Source organism: Streptomyces sp. PTL18, from assembly GCF_059510295.1.
This window is the reverse complement of record NZ_JCAJZO010000011.1, coordinates 128,092-148,186: the sequence shown is the minus strand read 5'-3', so window position 1 is coordinate 148,186 and position 20,095 is coordinate 128,092. Positions and strand designations below refer to the sequence as shown.

Here is a 20,095-nt window from a genome sequence, read left to right as displayed (position 1 = left end):
CCGGGAAGAGGAATGGGAAGAAGATGCGGTGCTCAGTCCGCGACGGACACCGACGGCTCTCCCGAGGCCGTGCCGTCCTTCTGCATCTGCTCGGCGAGCTTCATGGCCTCCTCGATGAGGGTCTCCACGATCTTCGACTCGGGCACCGTCTTGATGACCTCGCCCTTGACGAAGATCTGCCCCTTGCCGTTGCCGGAGGCGACGCCGAGGTCGGCCTCGCGGGCCTCGCCGGGGCCGTTGACGACGCAGCCCATGACGGCGACGCGCAACGGGACGTCCATGCCCGTGAGACCCGCCGTGACCTCCTCGGCCAGCTTGTAGACGTCGACCTGGGCGCGCCCGCACGACGGGCAGGAGACGATCTCCAGGCCGCGCTCGCGCAGGCCGAGGGACTCCAGGATCTGGATGCCGACCTTGACCTCCTCGACCGGAGGCGCGGACAGGGAGACACGGATGGTGTCGCCGATGCCCTGGGAGAGCAGCGCGCCGAAGGCGACCGCCGACTTGACGGTGCCCTGGAAGGCGGGGCCGGCCTCGGTGACGCCGAGGTGCAGCGGGTAGTCGCACTGGGCGGCGAGCTGCCGGTAGGCCTCGATCATCACGACGGGGTCGTTGTGCTTGACGGAGATCTTGATGTCCCGGAAGTCGTGCTCCTCGAAGAGGGACGCCTCCCACAGGGCGGACTCGACGAGCGCCTCGGGGGTCGCCTTGCCGTACTTCTGGAGTAGTCGCTTGTCCAGGGAGCCCGCGTTGACGCCGATCCGGATCGGGGTGCCGTGGTCCTTGGCGGCCTTGGCGATCTCCTTGACCTTGTCGTCGAACTGCTTGATGTTGCCCGGGTTGACGCGGACCGCCGCGCAGCCCGCCTCGATCGCGGCGAAGACGTACTTCGGCTGGAAGTGGATGTCGGCGATGACCGGGATCTGCGACTTCCTCGCGATGGTCGCCAGCGCGTCGGCGTCGTCCTGGGTGGGGCACGCCACGCGCACGATCTGGCAGCCCGACGCGGTCAGCTCCGCGATCTGCTGGAGCGTCGCGCCGATGTCCGACGTGCGCGTCGTCGTCATCGACTGCACGGACACCGGGGCGTCCCCGCCCACCGCCACCGGCCCGACCTGGATCTGCCGGCTCTTCCGGCGCTCGGCGAGCTTGGTCGGAACGGACGGCATGCCGAGTGAAATCGCAGTCATCTGCTGTGCAACCCCAAGTCGTGGATCAAGGTCCGGTCCCGGATAGCGGCGGGTCCCGGGCTCCGAGATTACGCCACGGGTGCGGACCCCGGCACATCACCATCCGTGAACCCACCCGATGGGCGGCGGCCGGGATGACAGTCTTCCCGGCCGCCCGAACTCCCCGTGGCTACGAGATTTTCACCGGGTTGACCACATCTGCCACCAGCACGAGCAAGGTGAAGCAGACAAAGATCCCGGCCACCACGTACGCCACCGGCATCAGCTTCGCCACGTCGAAGGGGCCCGGGTCGGGGCGGCGCAGCACCCTGGCAACACCGCGGCGCAGCGACTCCCACAGGGCGCCCGCGATGTGCCCGCCGTCCAGCGGGAGCAGCGGAAGCATGTTGAACAGGAACAGGGACAGGTTGAAGCCCGCGACCAGCATCAGCATCATCGCGATCTGCTGGGACGGCGGGATGTTGAGGGTGAAGACCTCGCCGCCGACCCGGGCCGCGCCGACCACGCCCATCGGGGAGTCGGGCTGGCGGGGGGCGTTGCCGAAGGCCGCGTCCCACAGGGCGGGGATCTTGCCGGGCAGGGAGACGATCGACTCGACGCCGTTGGCCATCATGTCGCCCATGCGCTGCACGGACTGGTCGAGGGACTGCTGCACGATCCCGGTGGCCGGGGTGAAACCGAGGAAGCCGGCGTAGACGTACTTGCCCTCGACGTAGCCGCCGTTGCCGTCGGTCTTGCTGACCTGGTTCCTGATCAGGTGCGTGTGCAGGTCGACCGTCTGTCCCTTGCGCTCGACGGTGATCGTGACGTCCTTGCCGGGGTTGGCGCGGATGTCGGACTGGAGGGTGGACCAGTCCTTCACCCTGCTCCCGTCGAACGCGACGATCTTGTCGCCCGGCTTGAGGCCCGCGGCCTGGGCGGGTGCGGCCGGGTCGCCCTTCTCGCACTTGCTGCGGTTCTCGCTCTGCTGGATGACGCAGTCGGAGACCTTGGAGACCGTGGTGGTCTGGGTCTGGACGCCGAAGGTCATCATCACGCCGAGGAAGACCACCACGGCGAGGACCAGGTTCATGAAGGGGCCCGCGAACATGACGATGACGCGCTTCCACGGCTTGCGCGTGTAGAAGAGCCGCGTCTCGTCACCGGGCTGGAGTTCCTCGAAGGACTGCGCCCGGGCGTCCTCGATCATCCCGCGCCACGGCGAGGTGGAGCGGGCCTCGATCCGGCCGTCCGGGCCCGGGGGGAACATGCCGATCATGCGGATGTAGCCGCCGAGCGGGACCGCCTTGATGCCGTACTCGGTCTCGCCCTTCTTGCGCGACCAGACGGTGGGGCCGAAGCCGACCATGTACTGCGGCACGCGGATGCCGAAGAGCTTGGCGGTCGACAGGTGCCCCAGCTCGTGCCAGGCGATCGAGAACAGCAGGCCGACCACGAAGACGACTATGCCGAGGATCATCATCAGAGTCGTCATGCACGAGCCTCCGCCGTAGCCGTCTGCGCCGTCAGTTCCCTGGCCCGGGCGCGCGCCCAGGTCTCCGCTTCGAGGACGTCCGCGACGGTCAGGGAAGTTCCCTGCCGAGGGGTGCCGTGCTCCTCGACCACCTGTGTGACCGTGTCCATGATCCCCGGGAACGGCAGGGCGCCGTTCAGGAACGCGTCGACACACTCCTCGTTGGCCGCATTGAACACCGCCGGGGCCGTCGCCGCGAGCTGCCCCACGTGCCGGGCGAGCCCCACCGACGGGAACGCCTCGGTGTCGAGCGGGAAGAACTCCCAGGTCGAGGCCTTGCTCCAGTCGAAGGCGGGCGCGGCGTCCGGCACCCGTTCGGGCCAGCCGAGTCCGATGGCGATCGGCCCCCGCATGTCGGGGGGCGTCGCCTGCGCCAGGGTCGATCCATCCGTGAATTCCACCATCGAGTGGACATACGACTGCGGGTGCACGACAACCTCAATGCGATCGAAGGGAATGTCGTACAGCAGGTGCGCCTCGATCACTTCCAGGCCCTTGTTCACGAGGGTCGCGGAGTTGACCGTGATGACCGGGCCCATGGCCCAGGTGGGGTGGGCGAGCGCGTCCTTGGGGGTGACGTGCGCGAGCTCGGCCTTCGTCCGGCCGCGGAACGGGCCGCCGGAGGCGGTGACGACGAGCCTGCGCACATCGGCGCGGGTGCCGGAGGCGAGGGCCTGGAACAGCGCGGCGTGCTCGGAGTCGACCGGGATGATCTGGCCGGGCTTGGCCAGGGCCTTGACCAGGGGTCCGCCGACGATGAGCGACTCCTTGTTGGCGAGTGCGAGCGTGCGGCCCGCCTCCAGGGCGGCGAGGGTGGGCGCGAGGCCGATGGACCCGGTGATGCCGTTCAGCACGGTGTGGCAGTCGGAGGCGGCGAGCCGGGTGGCCGCGTCGGGTCCGGCGAGCACCTCGGGGAGGGTCTCGCCCGGCCCGTACTGTGCGCTCAGGGCCTCCCTCAGGGCCGGTACGACGTCGTCGCGGGCGACCGCGACGGTGCGCACGCGCAGACGGCGGGCCTGTTCGGCGAGCAGTGCGACCCGGCCGCCGTTGGCGGAGAGCCCGGTGACGCGGAACCGGTCGGGGTTGCGCAGCACGAGGTCGATGGCCTGGGTTCCGATCGAGCCGGTGGAGCCGAGGATCACGACGTCCCGCACTCCGTCCACGGGGTCGAAGACGAGATGGGGGTCGGCAAGAGGGGCTGGGCTGTCGCTCATCCCTCCATTGTTGCGGTACGGCGGAGGCGGCCGGACAGGGTGCCCCGTCTCCGGGGGTGCGTCGCCGGGCGCATCCGTGGCTGTGCGTGGCATCGAGGACGCCTCGGCGGACGCGGCCGATCTGCTCGTCGCCGCGTCCGCCGGGCTCCGGGGGCTCACCCGTGCCGGTGCCCCCTGCACGGCATACAGCCGTCGGTCACCGGATCGGGCGGTGGACGTTCTCCTTGCGGGTCGGGCCGGGTGTCGCGTCGGCGATCCACGGACCGTCCCCGGAGGGGTCGATGATCCCCTCCTCCAGCCACTCGTAGGTGCCGGTCAGCACGCCCTTGACCACCTTTCGGTCCAGGTCGTCCGTGTTGGTCCACAGGCGGTCGAAGAGTTCGTCGACGCGGATGCGGGACTGCCGGCAGAAGGCGTCGGCCAGCTGGTACGCCTCCCGCCCGTGGTCCCCGGTCCTGCGCAGGTGCTCGGCGCGTACGCAGGCCGCGGCCATCGCGAACAGCTCGGCGCCGATGTCCACGACCCGGCCCAGGAAGCCCTGCTTGGTCTCCATGCGGCCCTGCCAGCGGGACATGCCGTAGAAGGTGGACCGGGCCAGCTTGCGGGCGCTGCGTTCGACGAAGCGCAGGTGTCCGGAAAGGTCCACGTCCCGGCGGAACTCGCCGAACGCGCCGGGGACCTGGCCCTGTCCGGCGACCAGCTTCGGCAGCCACTTGGCGTAGAAGACGCCCGCGTTCGCGCCCGCCCTCGCCTTGTCGGACAGGGACTTCTCCGGGTCGATCAGGTCGCCGGCCACCGACAGGTGGGCGTCCACCGCCTCGCGCGCGATCAGCAGGTGCATGATCTCCGTGGAGCCCTCGAAGATGCGGTTGATGCGCAGGTCGCGCAGCATCTGCTCGGCCGGCACGCCCCGCTCGCCGCGGGCCCGGAGGGAATCCGCGGTCTCGAAGCCGCGCCCGCCGCGGATCTGGACCAGCTCGTCGGCCATCAGCCAGGCCATCTCGGAGCCGTAGAGCTTGGCGAGGGCGGCCTCGATGCGGATGTCGTTGCGGTCCTCGTCGGCCATCTGCGACGACAGGTCGACGACGGCTTCCAGGGCGAAGGTGGTCGCCGCGATGAAGGAGATCTTCGAACCGACCGCCTCGTGCAGCGCGACGGGCTTGCCCCACTGCTCCCGGGCCGCGGACCACTCGCGGGCGATCTTCAGGCACCACTTGCCCGCGCCCACGCACATCGCGGGCAGGGAGAGGCGGCCGGTGTTGAGGGTGGTCAGGGCGATCTTGAGGCCCTGGCCCTCCTCACCGATGCGGTGGGCGGCGGGGACGCGGACCCGGTGGAAGCGGGTGACGCCGTTCTCCAGACCGCGCAGGCCCATGAAGGCGTTGCGGTTCTCGACGGTGATGCCCTCGGAGGCCGACTCGACGACGAACGCCGTGATGCCGCCCCTGTGCCCCTCGGACCTGGGCACCCGCGCCATGACGACCAGCAGGTCGGCGACCACCCCGTTGGTGGTCCACAGTTTCACCCCGTCGAGGACGTAGTCGTCGCCGTCGGGGACGGCCGTGGTGGCCAGGCGGGCCGGGTCGGAGCCCACGTCCGGCTCGGTGAGCAGGAACGCGGAGATGTCGGTGCGGGCGCACCGCGGCAGGAACGTCTCCTTCTGCTCCTGCGTGCCGAACAACTTCAGCGGCTGCGGTACTCCGATCGACTGATGCGCGGACAGCAGCGCGCCGATCGCGGGGCTCGCGGAGCCGACGAGGGCGAGCGCCTTGTTGTAGTACACCTGGGTGAGGCCGAGACCGCCGTACTTCGTGTCGATCTTCATGCCGAGGGCGCCGAGCTCCTTGAGCCCGGTGATCGTCTCGTCGGGGATCCGTGCCTCGCGCTCGATGCGGGCGCCGTCGATGTGCGTCTCGCAGAAGTCGCGCAGCTTGGCGAGGAACTCCTCGCCGCGCTGTACGGCCTCGGCGTCCGGTACCGGGTGGGGGTGGATGAGGTCGAGCCGGAAACGGCCGAGGAACAGTTCCTTGGCGAAGCTGGGCTTGCGCCAGTCCTGCTCGCGCGCGGCCTCCGCGACCTGGCGGGCCTCGCGCTCGGTGACCGTCGGCTTGGGAGTGGGGGCTGTTGGTGCGGTCATGAGGCTCACCTCGCCGCGAATCGGGATGTTTGGGGACGTACACCACACAAGGTGCCGTACAACGACCAGGAGGGTCGTACGGCGATCTCGCGGGCGTACGTTACTGACCGGTGCTACTCGATCGTTGGTACCCCGATCCGGGCAAGGTCACCAGTCCTCGCGCACCGACCCGTCGGTGAAAATCGCCTCGGCCGACGCCACCGGGTGCGCCCCGATGTCAATCCGGGCCAGGACGCACCACCGCGACGGGCGCCGTCGAGAGTGTTGCGCAGGTGGGGCCTTCCGGGGGACGGTTCGGATACGCCCGGTCAGCGGCCGCCCGGGGGCGGCCGGACGGCCATGGGCGCTCGGTGGAATCATGTGCCTGTCGAAGCGCTTCGACAGACTCTGGACAGCCCACCCCCGCCGAGCTACTGTCGATCCACCCTCACACGGCCCTGTTTCGCAATGCGCGCTCTGTCGAAGCGCTTCACTACGCTGGGAGAGCTGGATGGTCACCCTCGCCGAGGTCGCCCAGCACGCCGGAGTGTCGGCGAGCACGGTGAGCTATGTCATCAGCGGCAAGCGGTCCATCTCCGCGTCCACCCGGCAGCGGGTCGAGCGGAGCATCCGGGAGCTCGGCTACCACCCGAACGCCGGGGCGCGCGCCCTGGCCAGCAACAAGTCGAACATCATCGCGCTGATGGTGCCGCTCCGCACGGACATGTACGTGCCGGTGATGATGGAGATCGCCATCGCCGTGGCGACCACCGCGCGCGCTCACGGGTACGACGTCCTGCTGCTCACCGGCGAGGAGGGCCCGGACGCGGTGCGACGGGTCACGGGCAGCGGCCTCGCGGACGCGATGATCCTCATGGACGTCGAACTGGACGACGAGCGGCTGCCGTTGCTGCGTGAGACGGACCAGCCCTCGGTGCTCATCGGTCTGCCCGCCAGCACCACCGGACTGACCTGTGTGGATCTCGACTTCGGGGCGACGGGCGCGCTGTGCGCCGAGCACCTGGCGGTCCTCGGCCACCGTGACGTCGCCGTCATCGGCGAGGCGCCCGCCGTCTACGAACGGCACACCGGCTTCGCGGAGCGCACCCTCGACGGCCTCCGGTCCCGCTCCCGGAAGCTGGGCCTCAGGGTGCTGCACCGCCCCTGCGAGGGCGGGTACGACGCGATGGCGGTGACCCTGGCCCGGATCCTCGACGAGCGGCCGGGCACCACCGGGTTCGTCGTGCAGAACGAGTCCGCGGTCGAGCCGCTGCTCGCGCTGCTGCGCCAGCAGGGCAGGGCCGTCCCCGAGGACGTCTCCGTGATCGCGATCTGCCCGGACCAGGTCGCCACGCAGGCCTCGGTGCGGCTGACGTCCGTCGCCATCCCCGCGCAGGAGATGGGCCGGCGCGCGGTCGAGCTGCTGGTGGCGAAGCTGGACGGCCACGGCACGGACGAAGTCGTGCTGCTCGCCCCGGAGCTGACGGTCCGGGCCAGCACCGGCCCGGCGCCGTCCGCGCCCTGAGACCACGGCTCGGCACCGCACCCGTGCCGTGCCCGCCGGGGCATCCACGCCGCAGCTCTCCCAGGCGCCTGCCGTTCCCGGCGCCTGAAGTTCCAGACACCTTCCTGTCTGCATCCCTTCAGGAGCACCCCACCGTGAATCAGCCTGCCGCAACGCAGCCCCAGGTCAGCCTCGCCCAGTCCGCCCCCACCGTGGGCACCTTCCGTGAGCGGGACGGTGCGCTGGAGTGGAGCGGCCGTCAGGAGACCGTGCGCATCGAGCCGTGGGGGCCGGACGCCGTGCGCGTGCGGGCCCGGCTCGGCGGCCCGGTCCTCGAGGGGCTGCCGGGCGCCCTGCTCGACGCGCCGACGGCCACCGGGAGCACCGTCAAGATCGAGGAGGGGCACGGTCGGCTCACGGTCGGCGCACTCACGGTGGACATGGACGCCGAGGGCCTGATCCGCTTCCTGCGCACGGAGGACGGCGGCGAGCTGCTGGCCGAGGAGCGCGCCCACTTCTGGTGGCCGGGGCCGCGCCTGTACACGGCCGTCGGCAACGGCCACCACCGCCTGGAGCAGCGTTTCGCCGCGTACGACGACGAGAAGCTGTACGGGCTGGGCCAGCACCAGCACGGGCGGCTGGACCAGAAGGGGCTGGTCGTCGATCTGGTCCAGCGCAACGCCGAGGTCTCCGTGCCGGTGCTGACCTCCAGCCGCGGCTACACCCTGCTGTGGAACAACCCGGCGATCGGCCGCGTGGAGCTGGCGGGCAACGGCACCCGCTGGGTGGCGGACTCGGCCCGGCAGATCGACTACTGGATCACCGCGGGCGCCCCGGCCGACGCCCAGCGCGCGTACAGCGCGGTCACCGGCCGCGCCCCGATGCTCCCGGAGTGGGCGGCGGGCTTCTGGCAGTGCAAGCTGCGCTACCGCACCCAGGACGAACTCCTCACCGTGGCGAGGGAGTACAAGCGGCGGGGCCTGCCGATCGACGCGATCGTGTGCGACTTCTTCCACTGGACGCACCTGGGCGAGTGGAGGTTCGACCCGAAGGAGTGGCCCGACCCGGCGGCGATGGTGCGGGAGCTGGACGAGCTCGGCATCAAGCTGGTGGTGAGCGTGTGGCCGTCCGTGTCGCCGCTGAGCGAGAACCACCCGGTGATGGAGCAGCGCGGCTACTTCATCGGCACCCAGTACGGGCCGTTGGCACACGCCGACTGGCCGGACAAGGAGGTCGCCTCCACCGTCCAGGTCGCCTTCTACGACGCCACGAACCCGGACGCGCGGGAGTTCGTGTGGTCGCGGGTGAAGGAGAACTACCTCGACCCGTACGGCATCAGGGCGTTCTGGCTGGACGCCTGCGAGCCGGAGCTGAAGCCGGGTTTCCAGGAGAACCTGCGCTACTGGGCGGGCCCGGGTCTGGAGGTCGGCAACATCTACCCGGCCGAGAACGCCCGCACCTTCTACGAGGGCATGCTCGCCTCCGGTGAGACGGACGTCGTCACCCTCAACCGCTCGGCGTGGGCGGGCAGCCAGCGCTACGGCGCCGCACTGTGGTCCGGAGACATCGGCACCGACTTCGCGACCCTGCGCCGCCAGATCGCCGCCGGCCTGAACACCGCCCTGTCCGGCATCCCGTGGTGGAACACCGACATCGGCGGCTTCCACGGCGGCGACCCCCACGATGCGGCCTACCGCGAGGTGATGGTCCGCTGGTTCCAGTTCGGCGCGCTGTCCCCGCTGATGCGCCTGCACGGCTTCCGCGACCCCGGCATGCCGCTCGGCCCGGAGATGACCGGCGGCCCGAACGAGGTGTGGTCGTACGGGGAGGAGGCCGGCGCGATCCTGGAGCGGTACCTGCGGCTGCGCGAGCGTCTGAAGCCATACGTCCTGGAGGTCATGCGGCAGGCCCATGAGGAGGGGCTGCCGGTGATGCGGCCGCTGTTCCTGGAGTTCCCCGGGGACGAACGCGCCTGGCAGGTGGCCGACGCCTACCTGTTCGGCCCCGACCTGCTGGTCGCCCCGGTCCTGGAGCCGGGTGTGACGACGTGGACCACGTACCTGCCGGAGGGCGCCCGCTGGAAGGACGCGTGGACGGGTGAGGCGTACGAGGGCGGCGAGGTCGTCACCGTCGACGCGCCCCTGGACCGCATCCCGCTGTTTCTGCGGGACGGGGCGGAGCTGCCGATCGCCGAGTGACTGGCGGACGGCCCGCGGCCGGTCCCGCCGGGACCGACCGCAGCCGAGGGCCGGTACGTCGGCTTGCGCAGACCGACCGCAGGGAGCGGAGCGGCGCCCTGGTGTGCAGGGCGTCCAGACGGTCCTCGTGGTGGACCCGGACAGCGGCGAGGGCGAGTTCCGGGCGGCAGACGGGCACGGCGCGGGCCGCGGCCGTGTCGGCGAGGGCCTGGACGAGCGCCGTGTTGGTGCGGTTGATCTCCTGGCGGACGACAGCCAGGTCGGGTCGTGTGAGGGGGGCCTGGTCCGGGTGGTCGGTCCACCGCCGGAACAGGCCGCGCTGCACCAGCTTGTTCGCTTCGATCCGGTCGCGGAAGACGCGCCGGACCTCGTCCGGGTCCGCACCGAGCTGCTGTGCCCGGGCGGCTGCCGCGTCGAGGACCTGCTGCTCGCGGGCGGGGTCGTCGATGGGGCGGTCGGTGCCCCACTTGGCGGCCGCCACCAGGTCGGCGGTGGCGAGCCGCTCGGCGGACAGCTCGGCGACGGGATGGAGGACGGACGCCGAGGGCCTGGTGGAGACGGCAGCGGGCGCCGGGACCGGCGCGGCGTGTGCGGCGGCGGGAAGGGCGAGGACGACGGCCGCGGCGGTCGCGGCGGTCAGGATGCGCAGGGGGCGGCCGGTGATCGGCATGGCCGCCATCCAACCCATGCCCGTCCGGCGGAGGAAGCCGCCCCTCAGTGAAGGGACGGCTTCCGGCCTTGGTCAACCGCTGGAGACGCTCAGGCTGTTGGTGGCGAAGTTCAGGCCGCCGGACGAGGACGTGATCTCGTAGCCGAACTGCAGGTCCGTGATGGTCACGTCGCCGAACCAGCGCTTGGTGTCCCTGATCCACTTCAGGATCGGCAGGATGTCGACGGTGCCGGAGCCGGAGTTGGAGGTGCGCACGAACGAGAAGACGTCGTTCGCGCCGTTGTTGCCCTTGTGGACGGTCCAGGTGGAGCCGCCGAGCGTCACGCTGCCCTGGGAGGTGCCGAGGGGACCCACGGGCCCGGTCTTGTTGACCCAGAGCATGATCTCGTGCTTGTTGCCGGTGTCCCAGATGTCGTACGCCGTCTCGTACGCGCCGGACGCCGGCACCGTGACGTTGTAGCTGCTGGACAACGACGAGAGCGAGGAGATCGACTTGTTGATCACCTTCTTGGCGTTCGGGTAGGACTTGATGCCGCCGGTGTCGGGGTGGTCGGCCCAGACGCCCCAGTTGGTGCCGGAGTTCGCCCAGATGCACTGGCTGCCGGCGCCGGAGCCCCAGATGTCGTTGTAGAGCGTGTAGCCGTTCAGGGTGGTGCTGCCCCACTGGTCGCAGGAGCTCCAGACGGCGGCGGAGGCGGGGGCGGAGGCCAGGCCGATCGTGGCACCGAGCGCCATAGCGGGGGCCAACAGGGCCTTGGCGACCCTGCTCAGGGTGTGTGTTGCCATGGTGTCCCTTCCATGGGTGGGGGGAATTGCGGGGGGAGTGTTCACCACGTCGTCAGAGTGAGGACGTGGTCTTCTGCGGCGACCAGGTCGAGGGACCCGGTGCCGGCGAAGTGCGGAGTTCGACGCGGTGGCTGCGGCTCGGCCGGATGACGGCGGTGGCGCCGTCCGGCCTCCAGGTGAGGTGGACCTCGGCCCCGCACCGGGGGCGATCCCGCGCAGCCCGCCGCTCGGGTACGCCTTCGGCGGCGCGGGCCGCAGGACCAGCCGGTCGGGGGTCGAAGGCGGGGAGGCTCGGGTCCGTCGCGGGCGACCGCTGACGGGAGCAGGTCGGCCGCGACGGAGTCGGGGGGTCCGGCCGTCAGCCCTTGACCGCGCCGGTGAGCATGCCCTTCTTGAAGTGCTTCTGGACGAAGGGGGAGAGGACGGCGACGGGGAGGAGGGCCATCACCATGACCGCCATCTGGATGGCGAGCCCCGACAACTGACCGGTCCTGATGGCCTGGCCCAGACCGACCGGCTGCTGCTGCCTCTGCACGAGCTGGATCATGACGTTCTGCAACGGCATCTTGTTCTGGTCGTTCAGGTAGATCGAGGCGTTGAACCAGGCGCTCCAGTACCCGACGGCGTAGAACAGCGTGATCACCGCGAGGACGGCCCGCGACAGCGGCATGACGATCGTCCACAGGATCCGGAAGTCCCCGGCTCCGTCGATGCGGGCGCTGTCGATGAGTTCCTGCGAGATCCCCATGAAGAAGCCCCGCAGCACCAGGATGTTGAAGACGCTCACCGCGCTCGGCAGGATCAGCGCGGGATACGTGTCCGTCAGGCCCAGGGACTGCACCAGCAGATAGGTGGGGATGAGGCCGGCGCTGAAGAACATGGTCGCCAGCAGCGTCATCAGGATCCCGCGGTGCGCGAGCGAGCCGCTGCGGGACAGGCCGTAGGCGCAACCGACGGACACGGTCATCGAGAACAGCGTGCCGACCAGGGTGACCAGGATGCTGATGACCGTGGCCCGGGTGACCTGGCCGCCGCTGAGCAACTCCTTGTAGGCGATGAACGTGATGCCCTTGGGCACGAGCACCAGGCCGCCCGCCGCGTCGATGGTCCTGCGCGAGGAGAGGCTGGTGACGACCACGATCCACAGCGGGAAGAGGACCGCCAGACAGGCGACGGACAGGACCAGGCCCTTGCCCGCGAGGCCGGCCCTCGAGGGCTCCTCCTCCCACGCCGGGCGCTCCGGTGCGACCCACGCACTCGGCCTGCCGGCCGGTTTGTCGACGACGGTGGTCATTTCTTGTACACCCCCTGCTCCCCCATGAGATGGGCCACCTTGTTCGCGGCGAGGACCAGGCCGATGCTGACCACGCCCTTGACCAGGCCGGCGGCGGCCGCATAGCCGAAGTCCTGGTTCCGCACGCCGTTCCACCACACGAAGGTGTCGAGGACCTCCCCGGCGTCCGGCCCGACGGCGTCGCGTTGCAGCAGGATCTGTTCGAACCCGACGGTCAGGGCGTCGCCGACGCGCAGCACGAGGAGCAGGGCGATCACCGGGCGCAGGGCGGGAAGCGTGACGTGCCACATGCGGCGCCGACGTCCGGCGCCGTCCATCGCCGCGGCTTCGTAGAGGTCCTGGGGAACGGAGGCCAGCGCGGCGAGGAAGACGATGATCCCCCACCCGGCGTCCTTCCACACGCTCTGCGCGGTGACCAGGAGCGGGAAGGTGTTCGGGTCGGTCATGATGTCGAAGCCGTCGTACCCGTGCTGCCGCAGCAGCTGGGAGAGCATGCCCGCGCCGCCGAACATCTGCTGGAAGACGGCGATGACCAGCACCCAGGAGAAGAAGTGCGGCAGATAGAGGACGGCCTGCGCGACGGCCCGCACCCGGGGCCGGACCACGCTGTTGATGAGCAGCGCGAGCAGGATCGGAATCGGGAAGAACAGCACGAGCTGGACGAGGAACAGCACGAGCGTGTTCTCGACGGCGTTCCAGAAGGCGGAGTCCCCGAAGACCTGCTGGAAGTTCTCCAGTCCCACGAAGGGGCTGTGCAGGATGGAGACGACGCCGTTGCCGCTGATGTAGGGGTCGTAGTCCTGGAAGGCGACGACGTTGCCGAGGATCGGCAGGTAGTTGAAGACCAGAAGCAGCACGACGGCCGGCAGCGTCATCAGGATCAGGACCCGGTCGCGCCGGAACCTGAGCCGCAGACTCGGCTTCCCTGTACTCCGCCTCTCCCGGGAACCGGTGGCGCCGCCGGACGCCACCGGGGTCTTCTCGAGCATGTCGGCCTCGGTACCGCTCCGAGGCACCGTGCTGTGGGACACGGCTGTTCTCCTTGCCTCAGAGCCCGGTCAGCTCGCCGCCGAGCCGTTCTCGTCGAGAAGCTTCTTGTACCAGTCGCGCAGCCGGTCCCCGCCCTTCTTCTTCCAGTCGGAGACGGCCTGCTGCATGTCGCTGATCTTCTTGTGGCCGCGGACGATGTCGTCCTCGAGCTGCTCGAAGTCGTCGGCGAGGTTGGTGTAGCGGGAGGGCTCGGTGATCTGCATGCCCCAGAAGGACGACTTCCTGGTGAAGGCTCCCATCCGCTGCTGCCACTCCACCATGCCCTTGGTGTACTCCGGGAGGTCGGGGTGTGCGATGGTCGCGGCGGGGCTCGCGACCATGACGTAGGCGTTGACGACCTCGTTGTTGCCCTTGTCGTTCTTGACGGGCACACCGTTCTTGAGCGTGTAGTGCGTGCCCTCGACCCCGTAGTTGGTCATCATCCACTCCTTGGTGCCGTACGGCGCCGCGGTGACGTCGGCGAGCGCCAGCACGTCGCGGACGACGGACTCGGAGGCGTTCTTGTTGACGAATGAGAAGATGCCGGCCGGGTTCGCGGCCCACAGGGTCGGGTTGCCGCCGTCGTGGCCCCAGAGGTCCATGCCCCATACCTTGAAGCCGGGGTTCTGGGTGATCTGGGAGGCCTGTCGCCCGTACCAGTTGGAGATGTCGTCGTTCCAGATCAGGAACTCGCCCGCGGCGAACAGGGGCGCCGGGTCGCCGATCTGGCTCTTGCCCAGCTTGAACTGGGGGTGGACGTACCCGGCGGCCATCAGTTTGCGCGCCCACTCCAGCGCTTCCAGGTACTCCGGGGTCTCGATGCGGTTGATCAGCTTGCCGTCGACCACGGTCCAGCCGAGCGACTTCTCCCCGCCGCTGATCACGCCGAAGGTGTTGAAGGCGGTCCACTTCATGTCACCGCAGGCCCACCGCTTGGCCCTGGGGCTGGTGATCTCCTTGCACAGGGCCGTGAACTCGTCGGCGGACCTCGGGACCCGGTAGCCCTCCTTGTCGAAGATGTCCTGACGGTAGAGCGGCACGATGTTCTGGACGTACGGGGCGGGCATCGGCAGGCCCATCAGCTTGCCGCCGAAGATGGAGCGCTGCCAGGCGTCGCTGGGGATCGCCGCCAGGTTCGGGTACTCCTTGACCTTGTCCCCGGACAGGTAGGGGCCGAGGTCGGCGAACTTGCCGATGATGGCGCTGGGTATCCGGCCGGTCATGTTCCAGCCGGGGATCACCACCACGTCCGGGATGTCGCTGGAGGCGAGGACCGCGCCGAGCTTCTGGTCGTAGGTGTTGCCGTCCTGGTTCCGCCACTCGACATCGACGCCGATCAGGTCGTTCATCGACGTGTAGTAGGGGTTGTCCTGCTTGGGCGGCGAGCCCCAGAACGGCGACATGACGGTGACCGTGCCGCCCTTGCCCAGCTTCCTGGGCACCGAGGTCTTGAGAGTGCCGACGTCGAGCTTGGCGGTGAAGCCCGTCGCCGAGCCGTTCTTGGACGGGATGTCCGGCTTCACCACGCTGCTGGCCACGTAGGCGGGCAGGATCTTCTCGGCGTTCTTGCCCGACGTGGTTCCATCCCGCGAGCCGCTGTCCGAACCGCTGCAGGCGGCAAGCAGCGGCATGCCGCCGGCGACCGCGGCGGCGGCGCCCGCCGTGGAGGCGAGGAAGCTTCTCCGGCTCTGGGCGGTGGAAGCGGAGTTCGGCGTCATTGCGTCAACCCTTCGTGGCGCACCAGGACACCCGGCGGAAGAGCCGTCGGCTGCGGTGTCTCGAGTGGAACTTGGCTGAGCTGAAGCGTCGGTGACATCGGGGGGAGGAGAGCACGTCGAGCGGACCCTCCGCAGTCGAAGCGCTTCGATGTTGCTGCGAGGTTAAGTGAACACCTGGGGACGCACAAGGGTCGCTTCCAAGATTCCTGCGCGGTGCGGAGGCGTCGGCCGGGCGGACGGGAAGGCTTGGAATCACGGCGAGGAAACGGATTTGTTGCGCCCGGGTGTCTTGACACGCGACCGTGAGGCGAATGAGCATCGAAGCGCTTCGAAAGAGCCCGCCGCTCGACCTCCGAAGGATCACCACGTGACCGGACAGACGCCACCCGCTCCCCCCTTCCGTGATCCGCAGCTGCCGTTCGCGAAGCGCATCGACGACCTGGTGGCGCGGCTGACGCTCGACGAGAGGACCGCGTTCCTGCACCAGTACGTGCCCGGCGTCGAGCGCCTCGGCATCGCCGCGTTCCGCACCGGCCAGGAGGCGCTGCACGGAGTGGCGTGGATGGGTCCGGCGACGGTGTTCCCGCAGGCGGTGGGGCTCGGCGCGACCTGGAACGAGGACCTGGTGCGCCGGGTCGGCGAGGCCGTCTCCAAGGAGGTCCGGGCGATGCGCGCCCGCGACGAGCGCGTCGGCCTCAACGTCTGGTCGCCCACGGTCAACCTGCTGCGCCACCCGCTGTGGGGCCGCAACGAGGAGGGCTACTCGGAGGACCCCGGGCTGACCTCGGCGATCGCGACGGCGTACACGCGCGGCCTGCGCGGCGACCATCCGACGTACTGGCGCACCGCCCCGGTCCTCAAGCACTGGCTCGCCCACAACAACGAGACCGACCGTGACACCACCTCCTCCTCGGTCCGTCCGCGCGTGCTGCACGAGTACGACCTGAGGGCGTTCCGCGAGGCGGTTCGGGCGGGCTCGGTGGCCGGGGTGATGCCCGCGTACAACCTGGTCAACGGCCGCCCCAACCATGTCTCGCCCCATCTGCGCGAGCACCTGCGCCGCTGGAGCGACCAGGAGCTGCTGGTCTGCTCGGACGCTGGCGCACCGTCCAACCTGGTCGACTCCGAGCACTACTTCGACACACACGAGGAGGCGACGGCCGCGGCGGTCCAGGCCGGCGTCGACAGCTTCACCGACCACGGCACGGACAGCTCGACGACCGTCGCGCGGATCAGGGGCGCGCTGGAGAAGGGGCTGCTGAGCGAGGAGGACGTCGACCAGGCGGTGCGCCGGCAGCTCTCGGTGCGGTTCCGGCTGGGCGAGTTCGACCCGCGCCTCGACCCGCACGCGGGGACCCGGGACTTCGACACCCCGGCCCATCGGGCGCTCGCCCGGGAGGCCGCGGAGCAGGCGATCGTACTGCTGAAGAACGACGGCCTGCTGCCCCTCGCCGACGACGTGCGCGTCGCGGCGGTCGGCCTGCTCGCCGACGAGTGCAAGCTCGACTGGTACAGCGGCACGCTGATCCACCGGTCCACACCTCTGGAGGGCCTGTACGAACGCTTCGGCGCCGATCAGGTGGACTTCGCGGAGGGCGTGGACCGGGTACGTCTGAAGACCTCCGCGGGTGCGTATCTGCGGGTGGCCGTGGCCGACGCCGGCGACGAGGTGCCCGGCGCCGAGGGCGCCCTGGACCCGGCACTGCTGCGGGGCCGCACGGACCTGCCGCCGCTCACCACCGACGCGCACGGCAGCGAACTGTCGCTGATCGACTGGGGCGAGGGCCTGCTGACCTTCCGCGCCCCCGACGGGCGGTATCTCTCGGTCGCCGACGACGGGTATGTCCGCGCGTCCGCGGACCAGCCCGGCGGCTGGGTCGTCCAGGAGACGTTCCGCCTGGAACCCCATGGCAGCGGCCACCTCCTCAAGCATGCCGGGACGGGCGGGTACGTGTCGGTCGCCGCCGACGGCGTGAAGGTTGCCGCGGAGCATCCGGAGGTCTTCGCACTGGAGGTCGTCGAGCGCGGCGAGGACGCTGTCACCCGGGTTGCCGCCGGTGCTGACGTGGTGCTCGTGTTCGCGGGCAACGACCCGCACCTGAACGGCCGTGAGACCGAGGACCGTACGACGCTGCGCCTGCCCGACCACCAGGAGCGCCTGCTGCGCGCGGCCCGCGCCGCCAACCCGCGCACGGCGCTGGTGCTGGTCTCCGCGTACCCGTACGCGGTCGACCCCGCCGACCTGCCGGCCCTGCTGTGGACCGCGCACGGCGGCCAGGCCGCGGGCACCGCGCTGGCCCGGGTGCTGTCCGGCGACGTCCCGCCCGCCGGCCGTCTGCCGCAGACCTGGTACGCGGACGACGCGGACCTGCCCGATCTGCTCGACTACGACGTGATCGGCAGCCGTCAGACGTATCTGTACTTCGAGGGAACGCCGCTGTTCCCGTTCGGGCACGGTCTGTCGTACGCCTCCTTCGCGTACGGCGACCTCGCCGCCCGGGTGGAGAACGGGCGGGTGGCGGTCTCCTTCACCGTGACCAACACCAGCGGCCGGGCCGCCGACGAGGTCGCCCAGGTGTACACCCGCGCGGTCGACCCCTCTGTCCCGCGGCCGCGCCGGGAGCTGGTCGCCCACCGGCGCGTGCACCTGCCGCCCGGCGCCTCGGCGGAGCTTTCCTTCGACGTGCCGCTCAGCGCCTTGGAGTTCTGGGACGTGGCACACGGGCGGTGGCGGCTCGAGCCGGGCCCGTACGAGATCCTGGTGGGCGCGTCGAGCGAGGACGTACGACTGCGTACCACGATCACACCGGCCGGTGAGCCGGCCGGACCGCGCCCGGTGCGGGAACGGGGCCTTCGGGCCGCCGACTTCGACGAGCAGCGGGGCACGGTGATCGTCGACCGTGCGAAGGTGTCGGGGGACGCCGTGACGCCCGCCGACGGGGGGAGCGGTGAACTGCTCTTCCGCCGCTGCGACTTCGCGGACGGCGTGACGGAAGTGGCGGTGCGGGTCGCCGGTGAGGGCACCGTCGAGCTGTCCCTGGACGGGGGCGGTCCTTCGGCGGTGCTGACGCCCGCCACGCCCACCGGCCCGTACGACTACGCCACCGTGGACGCCGTGTTCACCGCCTCGGGCGTGCGCGACGTCCGCATCGGACTGCGCGGCCCGCTGCGGCTCGCGCACGTCGGCTTCTCCGGTTGAGGGTCCGGACCAGGCCGACGCACCGACGGCCGTAGCCCCCGCACAGCGGGCTCCGGCCGTCGGTCTTCGAGCGGGGTCAGAGGGCGAGACCCGTGAGGACCAGCACCCGCTCGTAGGTGTAGTCGTCCATGGCGAACTTCACGCCCTCGCGCCCGACGCCGGACAGCTTGGCACCGCCGTACGGCATCTGGTCGGCGCGGTAGGACGGCACGTCGCCGATGACCACGCCGCCGACCTCGAGGGCGCGGTGGGCACGGAAGGCGGCCTGGAGGTCGTGGGTGAACACGCCCGCCTGCAGACCGTACTTGGAGTCGTTGACGGCGGCGAACGCCTCGGCCTCGCCGTCCGCCTTCTGCACGGTGAGGACCGGGCCGAAGACCTCCTCGCAGGAGATGGTCACATCGCCGGGCACCTCGGTGAGGACGGTCGGCGCGTAGGAGGCACCGTCCCGCTTGCCGCCGGTGAGCAGTTTCGCGCCCGCACCCACGGCCTCGTCGACCCAGGACTCCACGCGCTTGGCGGCTTCCTCGCTGATCAGCGGGCCGACGTCGGTCGCGCCGTCGGAGGGGTCGCCGGTGACCTGGGCCTCGACGGCGGCGACGACGCGCGGCAGCAGCCGGTCGTACACCGAGGCGTCGGCGATCACGCGCTGGACGGAGATGCAGGACTGGCCGCCCTGGTAGTTGGAGAAGGTGGCGATGCGGTTCGCGGCCCAGTCCAGGTCCGCGTCGCTCGCGTAGTCGGCGAGCACGACGGCCGCGCCGTTGCCGCCCAGCTCCAGGGTGCAGTGCTTGCGCGGCACCGAGTCCATGATCGCGTAGCCGACCTTCTCGGAGCCGGTGAAGGAGATGACCGGCAGCCGCTCGTCCTGGACGAGGGCGGGCATGCGGTCGTTGGGGACCGGCAGGATCGACCAGGAGCCGGCGGGCAGCTCGGTCTCGGCGAGCAGCTCACCGATGACCAGGCCGGACAACGGGGTGGCCGGGGCCGGCTTGAGGATGATCGGGGCGCCGGCGGCGATGGCCGGGGCGACCTTGTGGGCGCACAGGTTCAGCGGGAAGTTGAACGGCGCGATGCCGAGGACGACGCCCTTGGGGAAGCGGCGGGTCAGCGCCAGACGGCCCTGGCCGCCGGCGTCGGTGTCCAGGCGCTGCGCCTCGCCGCCGTTGAAGCGGCGGGCCTCCTCGGCCGCGAACCGGAACACGGAGACGGCACGGCCGACCTCGCCGCGGGCCCACTTGACGGGCTTGCCGTTCTCCGCCGAGATCAGCTCCGCGATCTCCTCGGTGCGCTCCGCGAGCCGCTTCGAGACATGGTCGAGGGCGGCGGCGCGGACGTGGGCCGGGGTGGCGGCGAACTCGTCCCGCACGGCGTACGCGGCGGCCACGGCCTCCTCGACCTGCGCCTCGGTCGGGACGCCGACCTTGCCGACGAGCCGGCCGTCCCACGGGGAGGTGACGTCGAAGGTGGTCTCACCGGTGGCCTGGCGGCCGGCGAGCCAGAAGGCGTGGGTGGAAGTCATAGCGGTCAGTCCCGGCCCTTCCGAGGTTGGCTGGTGCTTGGGGTTGCGTGGTCCACGGTAGGGCCGGGGCGGCGGCGGGTCGTTTGTCCGGGAAGTCGCACTGCCCGGCCGGGCTTGGACGCCGTGTACAGCGACGTCGGCG

The 20,095-nt window shown here is 70.5% G+C and carries 13 protein-coding genes and 1 pseudogene; 3 read left to right on the top strand and 11 right to left on the bottom strand.

Annotation, left to right across the window (positions count from 1 at the left end):
* Positions 1 to 32: 32 nt before the first annotated feature.
* The 4 genes from ispG to AC5WS8_RS22140 all read right to left on the bottom strand — a co-directional run bounded on the left by ispG (position 33) and on the right by AC5WS8_RS22140 (position 6,054).
* Complete coding sequence (gene ispG / locus AC5WS8_RS22155) at positions 33 to 1,190, bottom strand: flavodoxin-dependent (E)-4-hydroxy-3-methylbut-2-enyl-diphosphate synthase (protein WP_496105179.1); 1,158 nt, start codon at positions 1,188 to 1,190, stop codon at positions 33 to 35.
* Between the two features lie 169 nt (positions 1,191 to 1,359).
* Positions 1,360 to 2,664 carry a M50 family metallopeptidase gene (locus tag AC5WS8_RS22150; protein WP_496105178.1) on the bottom strand — a complete coding sequence of 435 codons (1,305 nt, stop codon included), beginning with the start codon at positions 2,662 to 2,664 and terminating at the stop codon, positions 1,360 to 1,362.
* Complete coding sequence (dxr, locus tag AC5WS8_RS22145; RefSeq protein ID WP_496105177.1) at positions 2,661 to 3,917, bottom strand: 1-deoxy-D-xylulose-5-phosphate reductoisomerase; 1,257 nt, start codon at positions 3,915 to 3,917, stop codon at positions 2,661 to 2,663. Before dxr ends, AC5WS8_RS22150 begins: the two co-directional genes overlap by 4 nt.
* Positions 3,918 to 4,113: 196 nt before the next feature.
* The gene (locus AC5WS8_RS22140) at positions 4,114 to 6,054 is read right to left on the bottom strand and encodes an acyl-CoA dehydrogenase family protein (protein WP_496105176.1); all 1,941 of its coding nucleotides are present in this window, start codon (positions 6,052 to 6,054) and stop codon (positions 4,114 to 4,116) included.
* A 490-nt stretch (positions 6,055 to 6,544) separates the two neighbouring features.
* Here AC5WS8_RS22140 and AC5WS8_RS22135 point away from each other — a divergent pair, with 490 nt between their 5' ends.
* Positions 6,545 to 7,558 carry a LacI family DNA-binding transcriptional regulator gene (locus tag AC5WS8_RS22135; protein ID WP_496105175.1) on the top strand — a complete coding sequence of 338 codons (1,014 nt, stop codon included), beginning with the start codon at positions 6,545 to 6,547 and terminating at the stop codon, positions 7,556 to 7,558.
* A gap of 134 nt (positions 7,559 to 7,692) precedes the next feature.
* Positions 7,693 to 9,735, top strand: a complete 2,043-nt coding sequence (locus AC5WS8_RS22130) for a glycoside hydrolase family 31 protein (RefSeq protein ID WP_496105174.1) — start codon at positions 7,693 to 7,695, stop codon at positions 9,733 to 9,735.
* Here AC5WS8_RS22130 and aroQ read toward each other — a convergent pair.
* The 6 genes and pseudogenes from aroQ to AC5WS8_RS22100 form a co-directional block, all read right to left on the bottom strand.
* Positions 9,662 to 10,405 (bottom strand): gamma subclass chorismate mutase AroQ, encoded by a 744-nt coding sequence (aroQ, locus tag AC5WS8_RS22125; protein WP_496105173.1) that lies wholly within the window; start codon positions 10,403 to 10,405, stop codon positions 9,662 to 9,664. The two genes, AC5WS8_RS22130 and aroQ, sit on opposite strands and share 74 nt — an antisense overlap.
* 72 nt (positions 10,406 to 10,477) lie before the next feature.
* On the bottom strand, positions 10,478 to 11,191 hold the full coding sequence (locus AC5WS8_RS22120; protein WP_496105172.1) for a glycoside hydrolase family 12 protein: 714 nt from the start codon (positions 11,189 to 11,191) through the stop codon (positions 10,478 to 10,480).
* Positions 11,192 to 11,232: 41 nt separating this feature from the next.
* Positions 11,233 to 11,470, bottom strand: a pseudogene (locus tag AC5WS8_RS22115) (glycosyl hydrolase family 95 catalytic domain-containing protein); the annotation flags it as partial.
* Between the two features lie 79 nt (positions 11,471 to 11,549).
* Positions 11,550 to 12,485, bottom strand: coding sequence for a carbohydrate ABC transporter permease (locus AC5WS8_RS22110; protein WP_496105171.1), 936 nt, complete (start codon positions 12,483 to 12,485; stop codon positions 11,550 to 11,552).
* Entirely contained in the window at positions 12,482 to 13,516 is a 1,035-nt protein-coding gene (locus tag AC5WS8_RS22105; RefSeq protein WP_496105170.1) for an ABC transporter permease, read from the bottom strand. Before AC5WS8_RS22105 ends, AC5WS8_RS22110 begins: the two co-directional genes overlap by 4 nt.
* Positions 13,517 to 13,543: 27 nt before the next feature.
* Positions 13,544 to 15,232 (bottom strand): extracellular solute-binding protein, encoded by a 1,689-nt coding sequence (locus AC5WS8_RS22100; protein WP_496105169.1) that lies wholly within the window; start codon positions 15,230 to 15,232, stop codon positions 13,544 to 13,546.
* 367 nt (positions 15,233 to 15,599) lie between these two features.
* On the opposite strand from AC5WS8_RS22100, the gene AC5WS8_RS22095 reads away from it, so the two are divergent.
* Positions 15,600 to 18,431 (top strand): glycoside hydrolase family 3 C-terminal domain-containing protein, encoded by a 2,832-nt coding sequence (locus AC5WS8_RS22095; protein WP_496105168.1) that lies wholly within the window; start codon positions 15,600 to 15,602, stop codon positions 18,429 to 18,431.
* Between the two features lie 76 nt (positions 18,432 to 18,507).
* Here the strand turns inward: AC5WS8_RS22095 and AC5WS8_RS22090 are convergent, their stop codons facing one another.
* Complete coding sequence (locus tag AC5WS8_RS22090; RefSeq protein ID WP_496105167.1) at positions 18,508 to 19,953, bottom strand: aldehyde dehydrogenase family protein; 1,446 nt, start codon at positions 19,951 to 19,953, stop codon at positions 18,508 to 18,510.
* Between the last annotated feature and the right edge of the window lie 142 nt (positions 19,954 to 20,095).